Source organism: Bacteroidota bacterium (assembly GCA_016715425.1).
In the GTDB taxonomy this organism is placed as follows: domain Bacteria; phylum Bacteroidota; class Bacteroidia; order Chitinophagales; family BACL12; genus JADKAC01.
The window spans coordinates 427,787-451,323 of the sequence record JADKAC010000008.1 but is presented as its reverse complement, the minus strand read 5'-3'; the positions used below and the strand labels follow the sequence as shown (position 1 = coordinate 451,323).

26 protein-coding genes are annotated in these 23,537 nt (G+C 34.3%); 14 read left to right on the top strand and 12 right to left on the bottom strand.

All coding sequences use genetic code 11. The features are described 5' to 3' along the window. Positions 1–86: 86 nt before the first annotated feature. Positions 87–983, bottom strand: coding sequence for a class I SAM-dependent methyltransferase (locus IPN31_15980; GenBank protein MBK8683374.1), 897 nt, complete (start codon positions 981–983; stop codon positions 87–89). A gap of 24 nt (positions 984–1,007) precedes the next feature. Further along, complete coding sequence (locus tag IPN31_15975) at positions 1,008–2,390, bottom strand: iron-sulfur cluster-binding protein (protein MBK8683373.1); 1,383 nt, start codon at positions 2,388–2,390, stop codon at positions 1,008–1,010. Between the two features lie 351 nt (positions 2,391–2,741). Here IPN31_15975 and IPN31_15970 point away from each other — a divergent pair, with 351 nt between their 5' ends. The 4 genes from IPN31_15970 to IPN31_15955 all read left to right on the top strand — a co-directional run bounded on the left by IPN31_15970 (position 2,742) and on the right by IPN31_15955 (position 7,015). Beyond that, positions 2,742–3,923 (top strand): citrate transporter, encoded by a 1,182-nt coding sequence (locus IPN31_15970; GenBank protein ID MBK8683372.1) that lies wholly within the window; start codon positions 2,742–2,744, stop codon positions 3,921–3,923. A 122-nt stretch (positions 3,924–4,045) separates the two neighbouring features. Next, a complete protein-coding gene (locus IPN31_15965) occupies positions 4,046–5,299 on the top strand; it encodes a citrate transporter (GenBank protein MBK8683371.1) in 1,254 nt (417 codons plus the stop codon). 86 nt (positions 5,300–5,385) lie between these two features. After that, positions 5,386–5,985: a sigma-70 family RNA polymerase sigma factor gene (locus tag IPN31_15960; GenBank protein MBK8683370.1), complete on the top strand. Its 600-nt coding sequence runs from the start codon at positions 5,386–5,388 to the stop codon at positions 5,983–5,985. Then, the gene (locus IPN31_15955; GenBank protein ID MBK8683369.1) at positions 5,975–7,015 is read left to right on the top strand and encodes a TonB family protein; all 1,041 of its coding nucleotides are present in this window, start codon (positions 5,975–5,977) and stop codon (positions 7,013–7,015) included. The genes IPN31_15960 and IPN31_15955 overlap by 11 nt, the downstream gene beginning before the upstream one ends. On the opposite strand, the gene IPN31_15950 is transcribed toward IPN31_15955, so the two are convergent. Both IPN31_15950 and IPN31_15945 read right to left on the bottom strand, forming a co-directional pair. After that, complete coding sequence (locus tag IPN31_15950) at positions 7,016–7,273, bottom strand: hypothetical protein (GenBank protein ID MBK8683368.1); 258 nt, start codon at positions 7,271–7,273, stop codon at positions 7,016–7,018. It lies immediately after the preceding gene. 2 nt (positions 7,274–7,275) lie between these two features. Next, the gene (locus IPN31_15945) at positions 7,276–7,788 is read right to left on the bottom strand and encodes a sigma-70 family RNA polymerase sigma factor (protein ID MBK8683367.1); all 513 of its coding nucleotides are present in this window, start codon (positions 7,786–7,788) and stop codon (positions 7,276–7,278) included. Positions 7,789–7,929: 141 nt separating this feature from the next. Between IPN31_15945 and IPN31_15940 the strand changes: the two genes are divergently transcribed. Together IPN31_15940 and IPN31_15935 are read left to right on the top strand one after the other, a co-directional pair. Next, positions 7,930–9,171: an O-antigen ligase family protein gene (locus tag IPN31_15940; GenBank protein ID MBK8683366.1), complete on the top strand. Its 1,242-nt coding sequence runs from the start codon at positions 7,930–7,932 to the stop codon at positions 9,169–9,171. A gap of 3 nt (positions 9,172–9,174) precedes the next feature. Beyond that, positions 9,175–9,933, top strand: coding sequence for a glycosyltransferase family 2 protein (locus tag IPN31_15935; protein MBK8683365.1), 759 nt, complete (start codon positions 9,175–9,177; stop codon positions 9,931–9,933). A 64-nt stretch (positions 9,934–9,997) separates the two neighbouring features. On the opposite strand, the gene nadB is transcribed toward IPN31_15935, so the two are convergent. Continuing rightward, positions 9,998–11,596, bottom strand: coding sequence for an L-aspartate oxidase (gene nadB, locus IPN31_15930; GenBank protein MBK8683364.1), 1,599 nt, complete (start codon positions 11,594–11,596; stop codon positions 9,998–10,000). Positions 11,597–11,673: 77 nt separating this feature from the next. Here nadB and IPN31_15925 point away from each other — a divergent pair, with 77 nt between their 5' ends. After that, positions 11,674–11,946, top strand: coding sequence for an acylphosphatase (locus IPN31_15925; protein ID MBK8683363.1), 273 nt, complete (start codon positions 11,674–11,676; stop codon positions 11,944–11,946). On the opposite strand, the gene IPN31_15920 is transcribed toward IPN31_15925, so the two are convergent. Both IPN31_15920 and IPN31_15915 read right to left on the bottom strand, forming a co-directional pair. Then, complete coding sequence (locus IPN31_15920; protein MBK8683362.1) at positions 11,943–12,521, bottom strand: DUF3109 family protein; 579 nt, start codon at positions 12,519–12,521, stop codon at positions 11,943–11,945. The two genes, IPN31_15925 and IPN31_15920, sit on opposite strands and share 4 nt — an antisense overlap. A gap of 16 nt (positions 12,522–12,537) precedes the next feature. Further along, a complete protein-coding gene (locus tag IPN31_15915) occupies positions 12,538–13,230 on the bottom strand; it encodes an SAM-dependent methyltransferase (GenBank protein ID MBK8683361.1) in 693 nt (230 codons plus the stop codon). 36 nt (positions 13,231–13,266) lie between these two features. Here IPN31_15915 and IPN31_15910 point away from each other — a divergent pair, with 36 nt between their 5' ends. Together IPN31_15910 and IPN31_15905 are read left to right on the top strand one after the other, a co-directional pair. After that, a complete protein-coding gene (locus IPN31_15910) occupies positions 13,267–13,860 on the top strand; it encodes a DNA-3-methyladenine glycosylase (protein MBK8683360.1) in 594 nt (197 codons plus the stop codon). Positions 13,861–14,007: 147 nt separating this feature from the next. Beyond that, positions 14,008–14,802 (top strand): DnaJ domain-containing protein, encoded by a 795-nt coding sequence (locus IPN31_15905; GenBank protein ID MBK8683359.1) that lies wholly within the window; start codon positions 14,008–14,010, stop codon positions 14,800–14,802. Between the two features lie 46 nt (positions 14,803–14,848). Here the strand turns inward: IPN31_15905 and IPN31_15900 are convergent, their stop codons facing one another. The 5 genes from IPN31_15900 to IPN31_15880 form a co-directional block, all read right to left on the bottom strand. Further along, a complete protein-coding gene (locus tag IPN31_15900; protein MBK8683358.1) occupies positions 14,849–15,718 on the bottom strand; it encodes a sigma-70 family RNA polymerase sigma factor in 870 nt (289 codons plus the stop codon). A 272-nt stretch (positions 15,719–15,990) separates the two neighbouring features. After that, positions 15,991–16,206 (bottom strand): cation transporter, encoded by a 216-nt coding sequence (locus IPN31_15895; protein ID MBK8683357.1) that lies wholly within the window; start codon positions 16,204–16,206, stop codon positions 15,991–15,993. A gap of 11 nt (positions 16,207–16,217) precedes the next feature. Continuing rightward, positions 16,218–16,568, bottom strand: coding sequence for a heavy-metal-associated domain-containing protein (locus IPN31_15890; GenBank protein ID MBK8683356.1), 351 nt, complete (start codon positions 16,566–16,568; stop codon positions 16,218–16,220). A 28-nt stretch (positions 16,569–16,596) separates the two neighbouring features. Further along, on the bottom strand, positions 16,597–18,810 hold the full coding sequence (locus tag IPN31_15885; protein MBK8683355.1) for a TonB-dependent receptor: 2,214 nt from the start codon (positions 18,808–18,810) through the stop codon (positions 16,597–16,599). A gap of 72 nt (positions 18,811–18,882) precedes the next feature. Further along, complete coding sequence (locus IPN31_15880; GenBank protein ID MBK8683354.1) at positions 18,883–19,290, bottom strand: hypothetical protein; 408 nt, start codon at positions 19,288–19,290, stop codon at positions 18,883–18,885. A 108-nt stretch (positions 19,291–19,398) separates the two neighbouring features. On the opposite strand from IPN31_15880, the gene IPN31_15875 reads away from it, so the two are divergent. The 5 genes from IPN31_15875 to IPN31_15855 all read left to right on the top strand — a co-directional run bounded on the left by IPN31_15875 (position 19,399) and on the right by IPN31_15855 (position 23,525). Further along, positions 19,399–20,187 (top strand): hypothetical protein, encoded by a 789-nt coding sequence (locus IPN31_15875; GenBank protein MBK8683353.1) that lies wholly within the window; start codon positions 19,399–19,401, stop codon positions 20,185–20,187. Continuing rightward, complete coding sequence (locus IPN31_15870; GenBank protein MBK8683352.1) at positions 20,187–21,215, top strand: cytochrome-c peroxidase; 1,029 nt, start codon at positions 20,187–20,189, stop codon at positions 21,213–21,215. Before IPN31_15875 ends, IPN31_15870 begins: the two co-directional genes overlap by 1 nt. 79 nt (positions 21,216–21,294) lie before the next feature. Further along, on the top strand, positions 21,295–22,386 hold the full coding sequence (locus IPN31_15865) for a c-type cytochrome (GenBank protein ID MBK8683351.1): 1,092 nt from the start codon (positions 21,295–21,297) through the stop codon (positions 22,384–22,386). 51 nt (positions 22,387–22,437) lie between these two features. After that, the gene (locus IPN31_15860; GenBank protein ID MBK8683350.1) at positions 22,438–22,764 is read left to right on the top strand and encodes a hypothetical protein; all 327 of its coding nucleotides are present in this window, start codon (positions 22,438–22,440) and stop codon (positions 22,762–22,764) included. Positions 22,765–22,781: 17 nt separating this feature from the next. Further along, positions 22,782–23,525, top strand: a complete 744-nt coding sequence (locus IPN31_15855) for a peptidylprolyl isomerase (protein MBK8683349.1) — start codon at positions 22,782–22,784, stop codon at positions 23,523–23,525. Positions 23,526–23,537 lie beyond the last annotated feature (12 nt).

The following is a 23,537-nucleotide window of genomic DNA, read 5'->3' as shown; positions in this document are numbered from 1 at the left end:
AGAATGGAACGCTGATACTAAGAAGGTAGAGATATTAAAATGATTATTTAAGGAAGCATTATTGAATTAATCTTTTAATCGTTTTATTACTCTTTAATACCAATTAAGGTAACTCTATCCCCTCTTCTTCCGGTTATTTTTGTGTACGGATAATTAAAAAGATGGATAACATATTTTATCTTGTACAAAAGATTACCAGATTTTAAATTTACTTCAGAAGGCTTTTTAATATTATTAATAATTTTTATTTTTTTAAATTTTGTTTTCAGCATTTTGGATGCAGTCTTAGAAGTATATTCAAATAAATGGTAGGGATTGTCGGCCATTTTTTGCTGCTTACCAGAAAGTTTTAGAAAAGTATTTGCGATAGAACTTGAAAATAAATTGAATGTAGATGGAATTACCAAATAGGCAATTCCGCCGGGCTTCAACATGTTATAAATTTTATCTAATACAATGGATGGATTACTGAAATGTTCAAAAACATCACCACCATACACTACATCCCATTTCCCATATTCATTTGTTAAATCCATTTCTTCATAATCTCCGCTGTATAAATCCAGATTAAATTTTTCTTTTGCTCTTTTATTCGCAGAAGAAGATATTTCCAAACCAGAAACTTGCATACCTAATTCTTTTGCGGCGTTTAAGAAATAACCCATGGCAGCACCAATTTCAAACAAAGATTTTGCATCAGGTTTTTCTTTTAAGATAGTTTCCCGCACTTTTTCTTTCCATGTTTCCACAGGAATTTCATCTCTGATTTCTTCGTAAGTTTTTTGATAAGCATCTAAGCCATGAGCTCCATGATCAAAATAATCTTCTGCATAAAGCAATTCTAATTCTTGCGATGTTGGCTTTGGATCTAAAGTGATTAATTTACAATTATTGCATTGTACAAGTTGAAATTTCTTGTTGTTCCATAAATAAAAAAAAGGTAAGTCATGAAATTTTTCTTGGTTACAAATTTCACATTGCATACTTAAGATTAAATTTTTTAAAAATTATTCCTTGCCATGTTTTTCTTTCCATTGCTCACTAAAAGATTTAGGAGCAAACTTCAACATCTCCCTACGTTTACCCCATGAGCCTTTAAAGAAAATTCCGAGAGCAGCATTTTTTATTGCACTATTTCCACGATCCATTTTATTTCTGCTCAGCATTGCACTGCGCCATACTTTCCACATACTGCGTTCGCTGAAAGTAGTAAAGCCTTCTTCTGCTGCTTCATGGCGATTGTATAATAATAATTTATGCAGATTAATTTTTACAGGACATACTTCTGTGCATGCACCACATAATGTAGATGCTTCGCTGAGATGTTTAAATTCCTCCATGCCTTTATAATGCGGAGTAATTATGGAACCTATCGGGCCGCTGTAAGTAGTGCCGTAAGTATGTCCGCCAATAGTTTTATAAACGGGACAAACATTTAAACAAGCACCGCAACGAATACAATATAATGCTTCACGTTTATCTGCATGCGCTAATAATTTACTGCGACCATTATCTAAGAGTACCACATACATTTCTTCCGGACCATCAGTTTCAATTTCTTTTTTCGGACCGGTGAAAATGGTATTATAAACCGTTACTTTTTGGCCTGTTCCATAAGTGGCAAGCAGTGGCCAAATCCAATGTAAATCATTTACACTATTCAGCATTTTTTCAATGCCTACAACTACAATATGTGTTTTTGGAAAACTTGTACTGAGTCTTGCATTACCTTCATTTTCTGTAACCGCAATTCCACCAATATCAGGCAGAATAAAATTGCCACCGGAAATACCTACTTCTGCTTTCAAATATTTTTCACGCAATTTTTCTCTTGCAACTAATGTCAATTCCTCTGCAGTAAGATTTATATCTGTTCCTAATTTTTCTGCAAATAATTCAGCAACATCCTGTTTGCTTTTATGCATGGCAGGTGTAACAATATGATAGGGAGGTTCACCATCTAATTGTTGAATAAACTCACCCAAATCTGTTTCAATACTTTCTATACCATGCTCAGCTAAAAATTCATTGAAATGAATTTCTTCTGTGGACATACTTTTTGCTTTAACAACAGTTTTCGCATTTTTCTTTTTCAGAATTTTTAGTATCTCATTCAGAGCTTCTTTATCATCGTTAGCCCAAATTACTTTGCCACCGTTTGCCATAAAATTGGCTTCAAACTCAAGCAGTAATTTATCTAAGTTTTCAATTGCTTTCCACTTAATGTTTTTAGCCTTGCGTTTCACTAACTCTAAATCCTGATATTGCAATTTGCCTTTTACAACAGTTTGATCATACTTATTAATATTAAAAAGTAATTTGCTTTTATGCGTTTTATCAAACGCTTTGCGTTCGCTGTCGTGAAGAAATTTATTTGATGTTGCTGTCATGATATAAAATATCGGGTTTTGCAAAAGTACCATTTATAATAGCAAAGGAGATTCACTTATTCTGTAACAAATAGTGCAGAAATATTTTTTCATTTAGTCTTTGATTTACACAATTGAATAATACTTTTGTGCCGCCTTTCAGCTACCCAGGACCGGTTACTGAAATACAAGAGTAAATCTTACTGCATGTAAGTTTTCCCTTCCTTCGAATTTTGTAAAGGCATATTATAAAAAACATATTGGTATTGTATGAAGAAAATGTATTCTTTGCTTCTTCTGTTAGCCGTGCCTGCATTATTATTTGCAGCGGGAACAGAAACTGCCGGCGTTGATGGTATATCCTTTTTTGGAATACGGCTGGAGTTTATTTTGTTTGCGCTTACTCTTGTTGGTGTTGCACTTTTTCATAATCATACATTGTATGTTGCGATAACAGGATTGATTTCTGTTTTGATAGTTAGATTTTTATTCACAGACTTTAATGCCATAGAACATGTGGAACATGAATGGCGGATTCTTTTAAACCTATTCGGATTGTTGATTGGATTTGCAGTGCTTGCAAAACATTTTGAAGAGTCCGGTGTGCCAGATCATTTACCAAAATTTTTACCCGATAATTGGACCGGGCCATTCTTTCTGTTAATTATGATATTCATTTTATCATCTTTTCTTGACAACATTGCTGCTGCATTAATTGGGGGTTCTGTTGCCTTAATTATTTTCAAAGGTGAAGTGCATATTGGATATCTCGCAGCTATTGTTGCAGCAAGTAATGCAGGAGGATGTGGTTCTGTAGTTGGTGATACTACTACCACTATGATGTGGATTGACGGAATAAATCCCGGTCAGGTAGTACATGCTTATATAGCAGCAGTGCCGGCACTATTAATTTTTGGTTTTTTTGCTGCTCGGCAACAACATGCATTTCAACCTATAATTAAACAAAGCACTACATCGGTACATTCTGTTAAGCCAAAAAAAATAGTAGTGGTTGCATTAATTCTTGCAGGTGCAATTATTACAAATATTTTATTGGACTTCCCTGCGGCAGGAGTTTGGGGTGCTATATTGTTAGGCAGTTTATTTGTTTCCACTCCATGGAAAGAAGTGAAAAGTGCCTTGCCCGGATCTGCTTTTTTAATGTGTCTTGTATTATGCGCTTCCTTAATGCCGGTAGATACATTGCCTCCTGCAAGTTGGGTTTCGGCTTTAATACTCGGATTCATTTCTGCAGTATTCGATAATATTCCGTTGACAAAACTTGCATTAGAACAAAGTAATTATGATTGGGGATTATTAGCCTACGCAGTTGGTTTTGGTGGTTCCATGATTTGGTTTGGTTCTTCTGCCGGCGTTGCTATTACTAATTTATTTCCCAGAGGCAGGTCTGTCGGCAAGTGGGTAAAAAATGGATGGCATATAATTCTGGCTTATGTAATCGGCTTTTTTATTTTATATGGTATAAATGGATGGCATCCCTATGATCATTTAAGCGACAATACACAAACGGAAGTGACTGAAAATCATCAATAATATATTAAAGCTGTTTTATTACTGGAGTTCTACTTAACTTCGCCGCCGTTTACTAACCAAGAACTTTAATAATGAATTTCAAAAAGCTCCTCGCTAGTCTCGGAATATTTGTGTTTCTACCTTTGGTTTCATTTGCCTCTTCCGGTGAACCTGTTTCTGATGGAATCGCCATATATGGTGTAAGATTAGAGTTTATACTTTTTGCACTCACCTTAGTAGGCGTTGCACTTTTTCATCATCGCACTTTGCAGGTAGCCTTAATAGGTTTAACAAGTATTTTGCTTCTCAGAATCTTCAGTACAGATTTTAGTGTTGTTCATCTAATTGAACATGAGTGGGAAATATTAGTAAACCTTCTTGGCTTATTATTAGGCTTTGCAGTATTAGCCAAACATTTTGAAGAATCCGGTGTACCGGATAACCTTCCAAAAATATTACCCGGTGGTTGGCAAGGCTGTTTTGTATTGCTGGTATTTGTATTCGTTATGTCAGCCTTCTTAGATAATATCGCCGCTGCATTAATTGGCGGTTCTATAGGTCTTGTAATATTTAGAGGCAATGTACATATTGGTTATCTGGCGGCAATTGTTGCAGCAAGTAATGCCGGTGGTGCAGGCTCAGTAGTTGGAGATACAACTACAACTATGATGTGGATTGACGGAGTTGATTTAACTTGGGTAATACCAGCTTACATTGGTTCAGTACCTGCTCTTTTGTTTTTTGGATATTTCGCATCAAAACAACAATTCAAATTACAGCCAATTATTAAGGATGGAATGGCTGAAAATAAACCGATTGATTACAAAAAATTACTTGTTTGCCTATTGATTTTAATTGGTGCTATTTCTACCAATATTTTACTTGATTTTCCTGCTGCCGGTGTTTGGGGAGCTATAATATTAGGAGCATTAATTACAAAAACCCCATGGAAAGAAATTCCAACAGCCGTACCCGGAACAGTATTTCTTCTTTCGCTTGTACTAAGTGCCAGCATGATGCCTGTAGATACCTTACCAGCAGCATCATGGCAAACAGCTTTTGCAATGGGCTTTATATCTTCAGTATTTGATAATATTCCACTTACAAAACTTGCGTTGGTCCAAGGTGGATACGATTGGGCAGTGTTGGCGTATGCAGTCGGTTACGGTGGTAGTATGATTTGGTTTGGATCTTCAGCGGGAGTTGCTATTTCAAATTTATATGCTCGGGCAAAATCAGTTCCGAATTGGGTGAAAGGAGGCTGGCATGTAATTGTTGCTTATATCATTGGATTTACTTTTCTGATGCTAATAGAAGGATGGCAACCGCATGAGCCTCATAAGGACTATGATAATAAAGCCAAGACCGAACAAGCGATAGAAAAAGATGTGTATTGAGGATATTTCTCTCTTTATTTCAAAGTCTTATCTTTATAAAGTATAAACCCGGCAGTTAATGCCGTTTATTAGCCAAATTTTCAGGTTTGAAATTTCTACGTTCAAAAAATACAATCCAGGTTGATGACGAAATACTGGTGGCGGAGTACCGCCAATCCGGTGATAATAAGATATTGGGCGAATTGTTTAAGCGCTATGTCCATTTAGTGTTTGGTGTGAGCATGCAATATTTGAAGAATGAAGCAGAAGCCCAGGACATGACCATGTTTGTGTTTGAGAAACTCATGTCTGATTTAAAAAATCATCAGGTAAATAATTTTAAATCCTGGTTATACATGGTTACTAAAAATCAATGTCTTATGCATTTACGCAAAGGCAAGAATATAAATTTTATTGAGTTTGATCCGGGAAGAAATTCAGATGATGAAGATAATGATATGGATTTTGCAGCCGAGGAGCATCTAGATGAAGCACAAGTAAAAGAAATACATTTAGACTTGTTGGAAGAAGGATTAAAAGAGTTGAATGCAGAACAGAAAATTTGTGTAGAGTTATTTTATCTTCAAAACAAAAGTTACGTGGAAATTGCAGAAATAACCGGATTTGAATTATCGAAAGTGAAAAGTTATATACAAAATGGTAAGCGCAACTTAAAAATATTTATGGATAAGAACAATGCTGGATAAATACTACCATACTAAAGATATTTACTACACCAAAGAGAAAATGCTCGCTTATATGCGGAATCAACTTCCGGATTTTGAAAAAAGAGCGTTTGAAAAATTGATGGAAGAAGATCCATTTCTGCGAGATTCCTATGAAGGATTAAAAATGCAATCCATGAAAGAGAATCAAAGGGTATTTCAAAAAATAGAAGCTGATATTGATATTATTACCGGGTCTAAAAAACCACGTATAATTTCATTGAATACTCGCACTCTTGCTGTAGCTGCAATGCTGATAGTTTTTATTGCAGTTTCATTTTTAATTATTACGCAATTGAATAAAACTCAACAAGAAAAAATTGCAATTATTCAGGCAGAAGAATATACCAATCCTGTTATCTCAGAAAATAAGGCGGACTCTGTTTTGCAAAAAAATATTACAGAATTATCCCCTCCTGAACAAACCGCACAGGAAATTATTCAACCTGTTGTGCCTGTGGAAAATAAATTAGAAATCCAACAAGATAACAGACAAGAAACGAATTCAGGTGCTGTAGCTTTTGAACCAAGACCGACCGATATAGAAGATGGAAATCTAATTGTAATTGAAAGCAATGATGATAAAGAATCAGACACAATGGTTTTTGATGAAATCACACTCAATGAAAAAAGTGTTGCAGAAACCACATCTAAAAAAAGCAGCGACGCAGTACCAACTGCACCGACTGTGGATGCAAATATTTTTGTAACCGTAGAACAGATGCCTGAATTTCCAGGAGGTGATGAAGCGATGTATAAATTTCTCGCAGAAAATATAAAGTATCCGGCTCTAGCTAAAGACAATATGATTCAAGGAACTGTGTATATAAAATTTGTTGTGAGTGGCAAAGGAAAAATAAGTGATGCAGTAGTAGTGAGAGGAATAGGATCAGGATGCGATGAAGAAGCTTTGCGTGTGGTAAAGAAAATGCCAAATTGGAATCCAGGTATGCAGCAAGGTAAGCCGGTAGATGTTTTCTATACACTACCTATTAAATTTCAACTGCAATAATTATTCTGCTTGTTCAATATTTTTAATTTGAGATATTATGGAAAGTCGTAATGTTTCTGAACAACATTTTCTCAATACACCTTTAGACACAAAAGCTTTAAATTCTTTTTCAATGTGATAATGTTGCAGGCAAGCCTGACATCTTTCGATATCCATAATAAAATTCTGTTGTTCATCAGAATTGAGTTCTCCGTCGAGAACCAGAAAAACTTTTCTTACAAAGTTTTTGCAATCATGTTCGGGTAAGGATTGCTCCATATTTAGCGATTTTCTTTATAACCTTCTTTCATAGCGTATTCTCTTAATTTTTCTTTCAGCAGATTGCGTGCTCTGTGCAATCTGGACCTAACGGTACCAATTGGTATATCAATAATTTTTGCTATTTCCTCATAAGAGAACTCTTCAATATCGCACAGAAGAATCACTGTTCTGAAATCCACCGGCAAATCATTCAACGCTCTTGTAACTTCATCGCCCACTAAGCCTTGAAACATTTCCTGCCGTAAATCAACTATCTGTACACTCGAATCATCATCCGTTTCACTATAATTTACCATCGGGTCAAACTCAACCTGCATAGGTCGCTTTGATTTCCTGCGGTAATCGTTGATAAAGCCATTCTTTAAAATTTTAAAAAGCCAGGCTTTAGCATTGGTCCCCTGCTGGTACGAATCTATAAAGCGATAGGATTTTAAAAAAGTTTCCTGTACTAAATCATTTGCATCATCTTCATTGTAGGTGAGATGGAATGCAAAATTGTAAAGTGCATCCATTTGAGGCAAAAATTCTTTTTCAAAAATTTCGTCACGCAGTTTTTTTATCGGATCATTTGTACCCACGAGCTAAAAATAATATTTTTCGGTGTGACTGTAAATTATCCCCTTTTTTTTTCTGTTAATTTGCGCTGTATTAATATGCATATTGTAAATAAAATCTTATCCTACTTCCCGCATCGGCATTTATTTATTGTCGGTGTATTGGGCTTAATTGTAGGTCTGGTAAGTTCAAAAGCCCTTTTAAGTATTGCTATGATGGTGATTGTGGGCAATGCATTATTAAATAATAACGTGTTGGCAAATTTTAAAACATGGTTGTCTGAACCGGCTTCTGTTTTATTTCTTTTATTTTTTCTTTCCTATATAATCAGTGGAATTTATTCGGAGGATAAAATTTATTGGATGGAGCGTTGTAGAATTAAATTACCATTTATTGCTCTTCCCTTAGGATTTGCAGCAGTAAAACCTTTGAGTAAAAAATTATTAAATCGATTTCTTCTTGTTTTTGTATTGGTAATTGGAATAGCTTCTTTGTGGATGATGATAAATTATCTTTCTGATTTTACACATCTCAATGAATTAATAAAGCAAGGGAAGCCTATTCCTGCTCCCATGAATGAACATATTCGTTTTAGTTTGGAAATGGCTTTTGCAATTATTTGCGGGGGATATTTAATTGCAGATTCTACAAACCAAATTGCAAAGTGGTTAAAATATATTCTTGTATTTATAACCCTTTTCTTGCTGATTGCTATTCATGTATTTGCAGTGAGAAGTGGAATAGTTGCCTTGTACTCTTCTTTATTTTGTATAGTACTTGTTTACATTTTTGCACAGAAAAAAATTGTAATTGGAATCAGCATTCTTGTTTTGTTATTTACAATGGCATGGGCATCGTTACAATTTATTCCATCACTTGAAAATAAATTTGGTTACTTCAAATACGAATTGCAGATGATTCGCAACAATGAAATTAAAGCAGAACATAGTGATGCTCAGCGATTGGTTAGTATGCAATTGGGAACAGAAATTATTCGGCAACATTGGCTTGCAGGTGTTGGAGCCGGAGACATAAAAACCGCAATGAAAGCACAATACGATTTAAAATATCCTAATAAAGATTTTGCAATAATGACTCCGCACAATCAATTTATTTATGTGTGGGTATGCACCGGAATTTTCGGCTTGCTGATTTTTATCACCGCATTTTTTTATCCTGTTTTTCTCATCGGTATAAAGAATAATATTTTGATGATTGCTTTTTTGGTAACTACATTAGTTTCTATTATGACTGAACATCCTTTTGAGATTCAACTTGGAACTGCATTTTATATGTTATTTATTGCATTGTTTCTACAACATAAAAAATTGAAAGTGTAACGTATGCAAAAAGTCACTGCTATAATAACTTGTTTTAATGAGGAGCAACATATAGAAGCTGTGTTGAAATCTGTGCAATGGTGTGATGAAATAATTGTAGTGGATTCGTTTAGCACAGATTCTACTTTGGAAAAAGCAGCACTTTTCAATACAAGAATTTTACACCATGAATATGAAAATCCCGCAAAGCAAAAAAACTGGGTTATACCACAAGCTGCAAATGAATGGATTTTATTATTGGATGCGGATGAAAGAGTAACGGATGAATTAAGATATGAAATTGAAAAAGTATTAGCTCAAGATGAAATACACTTTAATGCATTTTGGATTTACCGGCGCAATCATTTTATGGGTAAAGAAATTAAATTCAGCGGCTGGCAGAGAGATAAAGTGATCCGATTATTTTATCGTGATGTTTGCAGATATAAAGATGTGGAAGTGCATGAAGAAATAGAAACCACAGGTAAAGTGGGTAAATTGAAAAATAAATTATTGCATTATACCTATACAGACTTAGAACAATATCTTGTAAAATGGAATCGCTACTCAAGTATGTCGGCAGTGGATTATTCTAAAAAAACTACAAAACCCAATGCATTTCATTTTGTAATTAAACCGGCATTCCGATTTTTTAAACATTACATTATTGATCTTGGATTTTTGGATGGTTATCCCGGATTTATAATTAGTAAACTTGCTGCAGAAGGAGTTTTTTTCCGTTACATGAAATTGTATGAATTAATGCGGAAGAAAAAAAAATAAATTTTTAATCAAAGAAAAATTCCAAACTTTTTTATTTTGTTTTGATATTTCCAACACTACCGAATTAGAATAAAATATTTTCAGCCCATTTACTTTTTTCAGGATAGTCGGTAGTAAAATGTAATCCTCTGCTTTCATGTCTTGCTTTCGCACCTCTTGTAATTACAAAACCTAAAGTAATTAAATTTCTAAGCTCGCATAATTGAGGAGATATAGTGGTGGATTCATATAATTTTTCTGCTTCGCTATATAACAAATGCAATCGTTTTAATGCACGCTCTAATCTTTCATTACTTCTAACAATTCCAACATAGTTTGTCATTATCTCTTTTAATTCACGAATGCTTTGTGTAATTAATACCATTTCTTTTGGATCGTTTGTTCCTTCTGCATTCCAATCAGGAATACCTTCTGTGAGAACAACATTATCAATATGTAATGCAGCATGTTCGTATATGCGATGTGCAAATACTAATGCTTCTAACAACGAATTAGAAGCAAGCCGATTAGCGCCGTGCAAACCTGTGCAAGTACATTCACCACATGCATATAAATTTAGTATACTGGTTTGTCCAAAGGCATCCGTTAGAATACCTCCACACATATAATGCGCAGCAGGAACAACAGGAATTAAATCTTTAGTAATATCAATTCCTATTTGTAAACAGTGCGCATAAATATTTGGAAAATGCGAATGAATTTCTTCCTGCGGAATTTTTGTGCAATCTAAAAACACATGATCCTCACCTCTTGTTTTCATTTCATTATCAATTGCTCTGGCAACTATATCACGAGGTGCCAATGATTTCATTGGATGATAATGTTGCATAAATTCTTCACCATTTAATGTGCGCAGAATTGCACCCGATCCACGAATCGCTTCAGTAATTAAAAAGGATGGAGTTACGCCCGGTTGATATAAACTTGTTGGATGAAACTGCACAAATTCCATGTTAGATAATCTTCCTTTTGCTCGATACACCATTGCCATTCCATCGCCTGTTGCAATAATTGGGTTGGTAGTATTTTTATACACTTGTCCTGCACCGCCACTTGCCATCACCGTTAATTTGCTCAGTATTTTTTCTATACTTCTTGTTTTTTTATTCAGCACATATACACCATAACAAGTAATGTCCGGAGTGTGTCGTGTAACAATATGTCCGAGGTGATGCTGAGTAATGATATCAATCACAAAATGATGAATAAGGACCTGAATATTTGGATGCGTTGCCAGCTCTTCAATTAAAGTATGTTCTATTTCTTTTCCGGTAATATCTTTATGATGCAATACTCTATGCTCGCTGTGTCCGCCTTCACGACCAAGTAAATAATCGCCGCTTGCACTCTTATCAAAATCAGCTCCCCAATTAATTATTTCACGCACACGTTCCGGACCTTCCTTCACCACAATTTCTACTATTTCTTTATTACATAATCCATCACCTGCAATCAGTGTATCCTGAATATGTTTTTCATAACTATCTAACTCTAAATTCCAAACTGCTGCAATACCACCTTGCGCATATTTTGTGTTGGTTTCTTCTTCTTCTGCTTTAGTAATGATTGTAATTTTTTTATCCGGAAACTTGCGGGCAGTTTTAAGTGCAAAGGTGAGTCCGGCAATTCCGGAGCCTATTACGAGATAATCAGTTTGTATCATAATGTGCGAAGGTAGTAATTGATTTATGAGCAGATTATTCAAATACCTTCATGAAAAAATTACTATTTTTATTTGTAATGGTATATGCAATAAAACTTCATATTGAAGGAAAAGTTCAAGGGGTAAATTACAGATATTCTGCAATGCAACAAGCAATAAGTTTGCAATTGTGCGGATGGGTAAAAAATAATGCGGATGGCACAGTGAGTGCACATGTAGAAGGACCAAAAGAAATAGTAGAATTATTTATTACTTGGTGCAAACAAGGTCCGTCTGATGCGCAGGTTTTGCATGTTGAAATAGAAAATGCAGAGCCGGAAAATTTTTCTGAATTTAAAATAATCCGTTAATCTTTATTATCCTCTTTGCGAAAAGTATAGGTGGCTTCCATAGCCTCATAAAATGATTCACCATATTTTCTGATGATAGCATCTTTCACAAAACGAAATATCGGAACGTTCAATTTTTTCCCTTGTTTGCAAGCAGGATTACAAATATTCCAACGCTCATAATTTAATGCATCATGTTCACCTACTTTTTCGATACGTATTGGATATAGATGACAGGATACAGGTTTTTGCCAATCAATTTTGCCTACACGAAATGCTTTTTCAATTCCACAAAGTGCAATTCCATTATCGTAATAAATATATGCACAAGGACCATTATTAATTAATGGAGTTTTGTATTCACCTTCTTTATTTTGTATATAATATCCTTGCTTTTCAATCGCATCTCTTCCTTCAGGTGTAATATATTCCTGCACTTGCGGATATATTTTTTTTAAGATAGATAATTCCGAATTTTCAAGTATGGCACCTTCATCACCTTCCACACAACAAGCGCCTTTACATGCATCCAGATTACAAACAAATTCTTTATCGAATATATCATCGCTAATCAGTACTTCTTCAATAATTATCATAGTGTAAAATTAAAATTCAATTACCTAATAAAAAGATTACGGGTATTTTTTCGAGATGCAATTTCTGTTGTTTCCATTCTGCAATGCTTTTTGTTTTCACATATTCATCCGGCCCGGTGAGATTTGCAGCAATACAAAATAATGTACTGTTGTTGCAAACTTCAATCACATCTTCTATCAATGCATTATTCCGATAAGGAGTTTCAATAAAAATTTGTGTTTCTCCTGTCTGAAGTAATTTTTGTTCCAATTGTTTTATAGCTGCTTTGCGTTCTGCAGATTTTATTGGAAGATATCCTTTAAATGAAAACTGCTGACCATTAAATCCCGATGCCATTAATGCTAATAAAACAGAGGATGGTCCGATGAGTGGAATTACACGTATATCCGTTTGATGTGCAAGTTTAACAATATCGGCGCCGGGATCTGCAACAGTGGGTACACCTGCTTCTGAAAGTATTGCTACATCTTTTCCCTGAAGCAAATAATGTATACATTCTGAAATATTTTGTTCGTCAATACGCAACATAATGATTTCATCGAACGATTTTTTATATCCGGATTTGCGGAGATATCTTCGGGCAGTGCGTTCGTCTTCCACAAAAAAAATTTCAATTGCTTCTGTAATTTCATGCACATAATTGGGAATAGTATGCAAAGCTTCTTCATGCAGAACTGTTGGTACAAGATAGATGTTGCCTTTGGGCATGAAGTAAAAATTTTATCTAATGAAGAGTTGTAAAAAGTGAAATTACCAAAAGAATTTTATAGAGGTTCTGATACAATTGCAATTGCAAAAAAGTTGCTGGGGAAATTATTGGTGACAAATTTCGAGGGCCAATACACTTCAGGAATTATTACTGAAACGGAAGCATATTGTGGAGTGGAAGACAGAGGTAGCCATGCGCATAACGGTCGTTGTACAAAACGTACTGCAATAATGTATGAATCAGGTGGTGTGAGTTATGTGTATTTATGCTATGGTATTCATTGTTTATTTAATGTAGTAACACATATAAAGAATGAACCGCATGCAATTTTGATAAGAGCAATTCAACCTGTGGATGGTATTGAAATTATGTTAGAAAGAACGGGTAAGAATAAGTTTACTCCACAGTTAGCAAGTGGCCCGGGTTTGGTTGCGCAATGTTTGGGGATTCAACTTCAACATAATGGAATTGATTTGACATCAGATAAAATATGTATTGAAGAATACAAAACAAATTCTTTCAAAATAATAGAGAGTGCAAGAGTAGGAATGAATTTCGATGGACTTTATAAAACAATTCCATGGCGTTTCAGAATTGCAGGATCAAAATATACGAGTAAGGCAAAATGATGTTTGCGATATTACAAACTAATCAAATGCAAAATATTCTTATTCTAAAAAATTTATGTTTTGCTATTACTGTGTTTGGTAAATTTGAATGAGAGAAATACTATTGCAAACTTATTTTTCTTGAGAAAAAAATTCTAATTCCGGCTATTGAATAAAAATACAGTTATAGTTTTATTAAGAACTAACGATGGCAAGTTCGTATTGAAACCATTTGCCATGAATAAATTCTTGTTACCCATTTTTGGTGTAATCATGTATAGCTTTTCAGGATTATTTATTGGTTTATTAATCGGATTAATATTGGATATACGATTTATTTCAAAACCGGAAAACAAGAAAAATAAACAAACACTTGAAAATGAAATCCGCTTGCAATCACTCATGCTTGCGGTATATATTATGCAAGTGTGCGAAACATTTCGCTTTATTTCACTGGATGAAATATTAAAGCGTTTGGGGAAGTTATTAGGAACAGATTTTATCCAACCCCGCCGATTATTTATTCAGGAATTAAGTCGTCAAAAAATTCAGGTTACTCCAATTTGTTTGCATCTTGTACAAATTCTATCATTGGAAAAGCGGACAAAATTATTAGCGGATATTTCAGGAATAGCAGTGTATAAAAATATTTCTCCGCAAAAATTAAGTCATGCGATGCACACCATAGGTTTGCGATTAGAATTATCTACAGCGGCTATTAATGCGATGATATCAGAAGTGTTTGTAGAAGAAGATGGATTGAAAATTTATTTTGATGTATTGGGGATTTCACCATTATCCAATTTTAGGGATACTAAAAAAGCATATTTAACTCTCGTTAAAAAATATCATCCGGACATGGCAATTCATCATTCATTTACTGATCAGAAAATATTGAGTGACAAATTCCGAAAAACGAAAGAAGCTTATGTTATAATAAGCAAGGCAAAAGGATGGAAATAAAAAAGGCACGAAATGATCGTGCCTTTTAATTTTATATATTGAAATTTTATTGTGCTAAATATGCTTTCAATGATTTGTTACGTGCAGAAGAACGTAACTTATTAATCGCATTATCTTTTATTTGACGCACTCGTTCTCTTGTTAAACCGAATTCTTCACCAATGTCTTCTAAAGTCATTGCATAAGGAACGCCGATTCCGAAAAACAATTTAATTACATCTCTTTCTCTTTCAGTAAGTGTAGCTAATGTACGGTCAGTTTCTACTTTTAAAGAAAACGTATAATCTAACTTTTCATCAGTTCTTTCAATCTCTCTGTTTTCCAAAACATCTAATAAAGAACTGTTCTCACCATCATCGAAAGGAGCATCTACAGATACGTGTCTTGAAGATACACTCATGGTGTTTTTAATTTCTTCCACACCAATATCCAAACATTCTGCTAATTCATCTGCGGTAGGCTCACGTTCAAAATGCTGTTCTAATTCAGAGAAAGCCTTATTGATTTTACTCAATGATCCCACTTTGTTCAAAGGCAAACGCACTAATCTTGATTGTTCTGCCAATGCCTGCATAATACTTTGACGAATCCACCAAACAGCGTAGGAAATAAATTTAAACCCTTTGGTTTCATCAAATTTTTGTGCAGCTTTTACAAGCCCCACATTTCCTTCATTGATCAAATCATTCAGCGTTAATCCATTGTGCTGATACTGTTTTGCTACTGATACCACAAACCTGAGGTTTGCTTTCACTAATTTTTCAAGAGCCATTTGATCTCCCTGCTTGATTTTCTGAGCCAGAGTTACTTCCTCTTCGGCTGTTACCAGATCTACCTTACCAATTTCTTGCAGGTATTTCTCAAGGGATTCGCTTTCCCGATTAGTGATAGATTTTGTGATTTTTAGCTGACGCATGTAGTTTTTCTTTTAAAAAAGTCTGATAATGTTAACGCTTAACGGTAAAAAGAGTTCTTTAGGTATTGATTTGCAAAGGGGTATTTTTCGAATGTATAAATTTGAATCAATAGCCATAAACGTTTTGCAAAGGTATGATTATACACAATACAAGTCAATAGCCTTTCACAAAAACTTTCATTATACATTTTATTATTCCACATATCAAAGGCAATCTCTTTAAATATTATCTTTTATAAAATATATCCTGACTAGGGTTTGACATATCTTTTCTAAGACTGCTCTTTGATCAAGTCAATAGAAAACCCTGCTGTTTTAACGGCCTCAATAATTGAGTTTGCAGGTACATTACCTTCCACCGTTAAAACTTTTTTAGGGTTATCAGTATCCACTTCCCATTTATCAATACCGGGAACTTCGTAAATAAAAGCACTCACTGCCTTGACACATCCACTGCAATTAATACTTGTACTGAATTGATATTTCATATAATACTCAATTAATGAACTGCATCTTTTTTACAGCAGCTATGTAAATTTTCGTATGCTGTTGGGTCTGCTTTTACATCATCTGCATCATAACCAGCCAAGCTAATTGCTTTGCGAATTTTATCTGTATCTGCTTGTTTTGAATCGTACTTCACAGTTAATACTGCATTATCTACATTCAATGAAACAGATTTAATACCATCTACTTTGCTTAATGCAGTTTTTAAAGTGGATTCACATGAACCGCATACTGCTGAAGTTTGGATTTTTACTGTTTCGGTTTTATAATTTGTAAATGCTGTGAAAGCAAGAAATGTTACTATGGCAATTGCCATTGTTGCTGATTTTTTTACTGATCTCATTTTGTTGTTGTTTTTGTTTGTTAAAAAATTATTTTTCTTTAATTGTTAATCGAATGCCGCCATATATCTTTCGAGCCATTGTCGGCGCATAAACTACGCTTGCATCAAAATTATTGCTGAATGGATCGTTATATCCAATCACAGGATTTTCTTGTGTATAGTTTGTAAGATTTTCTGTTCCTATATATACATCAATCAATTTGAATTTTTTTGTTACCTGAGCGAGTACTAAAACATAATCAGGTGAATAGGGTTCCAAAAAACTTGCTTCCGGATTTGCACTCATATCAGGCAACCGTGATGCACCATAATATTGCATAGTAGCATCAAACTCCCATCTACTTTTTTCAAGAAGGTAATTCACATTTATTAATCCTCTGTTTTTATATACATACGGTACTTCTAACATTCCTTCCTGATAAGTTGTTTGCACATCACTGTATCTGTAGGCTAAACGCAGATTAAAATTTTTGAATACTTCGTAGTTAGCTTCCGCTTGTAAAATATTGGAATAAGAATTTCCATACAGATTACTTACATAAATATTATTTGGATCACGATCTACATCAACAATTATCTGATTTACAAAATCTGTATGATATCCATCCACAGTCAAAGTAAGGGTTCTATTTTGAATATAAAAATTTTGAACAACAGTAGCGCCGTAATTCCATGCTTGTTCCGGCAATAAATTTTCTTCCAAAATAAATTGACGGGCGCTTGTAAGTATTGAAGTGTTTTCTGCAAGTACATTTGCAACTCTATATGCTTTGCCTGCGGATAACCGGAAAGTGGTGTTTGAATTCAAGGTATATTTTGCATGCATTCTTGGCGAAATGAAAGTGCCGTACAGGTTATGAAAATCTGTTCTAATTCCACCCAACACACTAAGTTTTTCATCATATGTATAACTGTATTCTGCAAATACACCCGGTACAGATTCATTTCTGGTGTAGTTTACTGATTGATACGTTTCATCCACATTATTTAATATATAACTACCACCTCCTTTTATTAAATGATTTGTATTGAAAATATAGGTTTGACCAATCAGATTTGCATTAAAATATTCTTCATTGGCATTGTAATCATTAAGTCCGAAAAAAGAATTTTGTTCATGTAAACTTCCATTTAATATTATTCCAATGGATGTATTTGGTCTAGTAAATAAAAACCCGTTTTTTAAATAAGCTTCCATTCTGCGAATATCTATACCTACTCCATATCCATTATCAATTGTGCGTGGCATGTTTGAATCAAAAGTATTTTGACCACCTGTTATATCGGAGTACACTAATTTAATTCCCGCTTGTGCTTCATGTTTTTTACCAAAATAATTCCAGCGGTTCATCAGCAAATAATTTTCTGTTAATGGTACATCTAAAAAACTATCTTCATTATGATCTAATTTGGTGTGAGCTTGTGCTGTACTGAATAATAACATCGTACTAAATTTCTCATTCAGATTTTGCGCATAATTAATATTGGCTTCGTATCTGCCGGAATTACTGCCATATAAATTCAGAAAGAATTTTTCCTCCTTAGTTTCATAAGGTTTTTTTAATTCTGTATTGATAGATCCAGTAATACCTTCATAACCGTTTATAACGCTTCCCGGACCTTTCGAAATTTGAATACTTTCAATCCATGAACCGGGGATGTATGTTAATCCATAGGATGAAGAAAGACCTCTTACAACTTGAATATTTTCAGTCATTATTTGAGAATAAACTCCATCCAAACCAAGTAATCGAATTGTGCGTGCACCTGTAATTGCATCTTTGTATTCGGCATCCACTACCATACTTGTTTCAAAACTTTCACTCAAATTACAACATGCTGCTTTTAGAAATTCTTCTTTACTAAAATCAATAGAATTTACCGCATCCGATGTATTAATTTTTGAAGCGGATTGTTTTCCTTTAATAAATACTTCATCTAATGTATTGGATTGTGTAAGCATCACATGCAAGTCTGTTTGATAACCTACTTCAATTGTATCCGTTGTAAAGCCAATATAGCTGACTATTAAAATATCGGATTTAGGTATTTTTTTTAAACTGAAGTATCCGTCCGGATCACTTACTGTTCCTTCCGCAGTGCCTAGCCATGAGATATTTGCACCGGGTAAAGATTCCATATCGCCATCTTCTGTGGATGTCATTACATGACCTTGAATATTCTGACTGTTGACTGCGTTTAAAAACGCCATTATAAAGACTAGGATAAATATGTTGCGCATTTCAATTTTATTTTGGATTAAAAAAACAAAATCATACAACTTCATTGGAAGTGCATGAAAAAATTGAAATGACTAAATGCGGAAAATCTGATTGGCGAGTAAAATATCACGTCCTATTTTAGGAGGTGGCAAATCTTTAGAAGAATGAGTAAGATTTACATTTGTTTGCAGTGGTGATATATCTTGTAATAAAAATATTGCTACAGGTAATACATCAGGTACAAAATTTTGTACCTTTTGACTTGTAGTTGTTATTTCTAGTTTTATAAGTTTATTGTCCAACTCACAACAAGATTCTTTTTCAATAACTGTACTTGAAGATTCATTATTCTGTGCACAGCAAGATTCAATTTTATTAATAGATACATCTTTAAATCCGCTGGAAGTACACAAATGACTATATAAATTGAAGCCAGTGGTTGCAAAAAACAACACCACCAATAGCAATAGAGAAGTAATATTTAATGCATTGCGCTTCATACCCACAAAAATATAATCTTTTTTGTAAACTTTGATACCAATATTTTGCTTCTTAGCAATAATTAACGGTTTAACTGTTTTAGTTGGACTTAATATATAAAAGGAAAAATGAAAAGGAATAGTTTACTTATCACATTAATTTTCACATTTGCCATTTTAAGCTCATGTAAGAAAAAGGAAGGATGTATGGATGCCAATGCATTAAATTATGATCCTACTGCAGAAGTGGATTGCTGTTGCGAATATGACGAGGAGTTTAATCTTAGTCTACATCTCCACAATAATTTTAGTACAGAAGAAATTTCAGAAGGCGATACTGTGGTAATAAATGGAATTACTTCCAGATTAGATATTACTCGTTTTTATATTTCTAATATCCGTATGGTGGATGCTGATGGAAATGAAACACCGAATTCCGGAAAATATATTTTGGTAAAACCAGAAGAAGAAGAATACCCTGCGGGAATTTTACCATCTGGCAACTATACTAAAATTCGTTTTGATATTGGTCTTGATTCAGTAGCCAATCATGCCGATCCTTCTACTTATCCTTTAGATGATCCTTTAGGTCCGCAGTTTCCTAACATGCACTGGGGCTGGGATTTCGGATATATCTTTTTACGTATTGACGGATATGCGGATAAGGATATGAATGGAAGTCTTGAATCAATTATACAAATGCACTTGGGTGGTGATGAATATTTATATACTGTAGAAATAGATTATCCTTTTGATGCAGAGGCGCAAGGAAGTTATGCCGCACATTTGGTATTTGATTGGCAGAAATTGTTTGTGGGCGTAGATATGACGGACAATACAATTACACATACTTCTGATAATTGGGATCTTGCTAATTTATTATTTGGTAATCTGGGAAATGTTTTTTCTAAAGAATAATGAAACTGTCGGTTAATAAGGCCACTCCAACAGCAAGTATTTTATGTTGTTTACTTCTATTGTTTGCCTGTTCTCCGGATGTTCCGGAAACAGATGAACAATCCTATATTTTAGAAATACCCAGAGGATTTCCTCCATTGCCTATTCCTACAGATAATCCATTTACAGAATCTAAGATTGCATTAGGTAAGAAATTATTTTTTGATCCTATTTTATCTGTTGATAGTACAATTTCATGTAGCTCTTGTCACGCCACTGAATTGGCTTTTGCAGATAATGTAGTAATCAGTCCGGGTGTGGAAGGTCGTTTGGGTTTTCGTAATTCCCCCACCCTTGCAAACATTGCCTATGCACCTTATATGCTGATGGATGGAGGAGTTCCTGCAATTGAACAACAAATTTATGTGCCATTAGAAGATTATCATGAAATGGATTTTAATATGGTATTGCTTATAAAAAGATTACAGGCAAATTCGGAATACAGTAATTTATTTTATCAAGTGTTTCAAAAAGTACCGGATGCCTTTGGAATTACCCGTGCATTGTCTGCTTATGAGCGGACTTTAATTAGCGGTAATTCATTATTTGATAAATATTTTTATCAAAATAATTCATCTGCATTAGATGATTCCCAAATTCGTGGAATGCAATTATTTTTTAGTGATGATCTAAACTGTAGCAAATGCCACAGCGAATTTAATTTTACAAATTACAGTTTTGAAAATAATGGATTGTATGAAGACTATGGCGCAGACAGCGGACGTGCAAGAATTACACATAACGCTATTGATGCAGATAAATTTAAGGTGCCGACATTGCGCAATGTTGAGTTAACAGCACCCTTCATGCATGATGGAAGTATTGCAACTTTGCAAGATGTGATTGAACATTATAATAGTGGTGGTGCAAATCATCCGAATAAAAATCCTTTAATAAAACCTTTGGAATTAAGTAGTGAACAAAAGTCTGATTTATTACATTTTTTAATGAGTTTGACTGATAATGATTTTACTCACCAAAATGAATAAAGAACTTCCATAAGTTTACAAGTAAATATTTATTTTGAACATTAAATACAACCAAAAATATTTTCTGCTTGCAATTGGCTTGAGTCTGTTTTCAATCGTATTGATACAGTGTAAACCTGATATACCACCAGCTTCTGATGATAAGTGGGTGTATGACCCATCACCTTATAGCATTCCGAGATTAACGGGATTGCCGGCATTACCAAATGATCCTGCAGATAATCCTACTACAATTAAAGGTGTAGAGTTAGGAAGAAAATTATTTTATGATCCCTTATTATCAGGTGATGGCACACTGTCTTGTGCGGGTTGTCATAGTTCACACTATGCTTTTTCAGATAGTGTAAAATTTAGTATAGGTATAGATGGGTTAGATGGTAAACGCAATGCTATGCCTATATATAATCTGACATATTCACAACTTAATCCAGAGTTTGAAGGGTTTTTCTGGGATGGCAGAGCTGCCACATTAGAAGATCAGGCTTTGTTACCAATACAAGATCCGTTAGAAATGCATGAAATTTTACCAAATGTTGTAGCTAAACTAAGTGCCGATACTTTATATCAGCGTGCATTTTTTGAAGCATTTAATTCCATGGAAATTACTGCAGAGTTGGTGGGGAAAGCAATTGCACAATTCGATCGCACAATTGTTTCGGGCAATACAAAATTTGATCAGGCTTTTAATGCAGAACCCGGTGTTTTTTTAACCGAACAGGAATTATTGGGTTGGGAATTATTCAACGATAATTTCGGTGGTGATTGTTTTCACTGTCATGGAATTAATGGAGGATTATTTACTGATTTTATTTTCCGCAATAATGGTTTAGATGATGCCGTGTTTTATACAGATTTTCCGGATGCAGGATTGGGTATGATTACAGGTGATACCTCCGACTATGGAAAATTCAAAACACCTTCACTTCGAAATATTGCACTTACAGCACCCTATATGCATGATGGAAGATTCGCCACTTTAGAAGAAGTGTTGGATCATTATAGCACCGGTGTACAAGATTCACCATTTACAGATCAGTTTATGCAATTCTCAAGTGAAGGGGGAGTAAGTTTAACTGAAGATGAAAAGGCGGCCTTAATTGCTTTTTTACATACACTCACCGATACTTCTTTAGCTACAAATCCGGCCTATCAAGATCCGTTTATTAAGTAAGGTTTAGTTTTGCAATGATTTATGACGGAAGGAAATAAAACACATGAGTATTTGCCAATTGATTTTGATCCTGAATGGTTGGCAGTGTTGCAAAAATTAAAAGAGCAGTTTGGTAAAAAACCCAATCTTGAGGCAATCTTATTTTTAATTGGTATCAACGAATTAAATTCAACTCGCAAAGATTTTAATAAGGAAGAAAAAGAATATCTAATGCATATAGCCGTGTGCAAATTATTAAGCATGAATGGATATTACCGTTTAGTGGGAAAAGATCCGGAAGGTTGGCCACTATGGGAGCAAAATTCCACACTACCTGCTTTAGGTATTATTGATCAGGAAGAATTATTAAAAAGAAATATTATTAAATACTTTAAATAATCTTGAAAAAAATGAATATGAGAAAAACCATAATGCCATTAATGTTATGTGTTGTTTTTGCGGCATGTTCCAATGCGGATAAAACAACTACAGTTGAACCAGCAAAAAAAGATACCATAGCAATTACGCAGGAAGAAAAAAAAGACACTGAAATGCCTTTGGAAAATCAAAAAGAAGTGATTGTAAAAATCAGTACTTCCTACGGAGATATGTTAGTGAAACTATATAATGAAACTCCGAAGCATCGGGATAATTTTATCAAACTGACCAAGGAAGGATTTTATAATGATTTATTATTTCATCGTGTAATGAATGACTTCATGATTCAGGGTGGAGATCCGGATAGCCGCAATGCAAAAGCAGGTGCAACACTTGGTTCCGGTGGCCCGGGCTATACTGTACCTGCGGAATTCCGACCAAACTTATTTCATAAAAAAGGTGCATTAGCAGCAGCTCGTCAACCCGACCAGGTGAATCCAACAAAAGCATCTTCCGGTTCACAGTTTTATATTGTGGATGGTAAACCAACTTCGGAAGGTGAATTAAATTCTATTGGACAACAAATGGGAATAACATTTTCTCCTGAGCAAATTAAAACTTATACCACTATCGGCGGAACTCCATTTTTAGATCAGAATTATACCGTATTCGGTGAAGTGATTTCAGGCATGGAAGTAATTGATAAAATTGCAGTGGTACAAACAGATGAACGTGACCGTCCTAAAAAAGATATTAAAATGCAAGTGAGTATTCAGGAATAAATTTCTAGTACA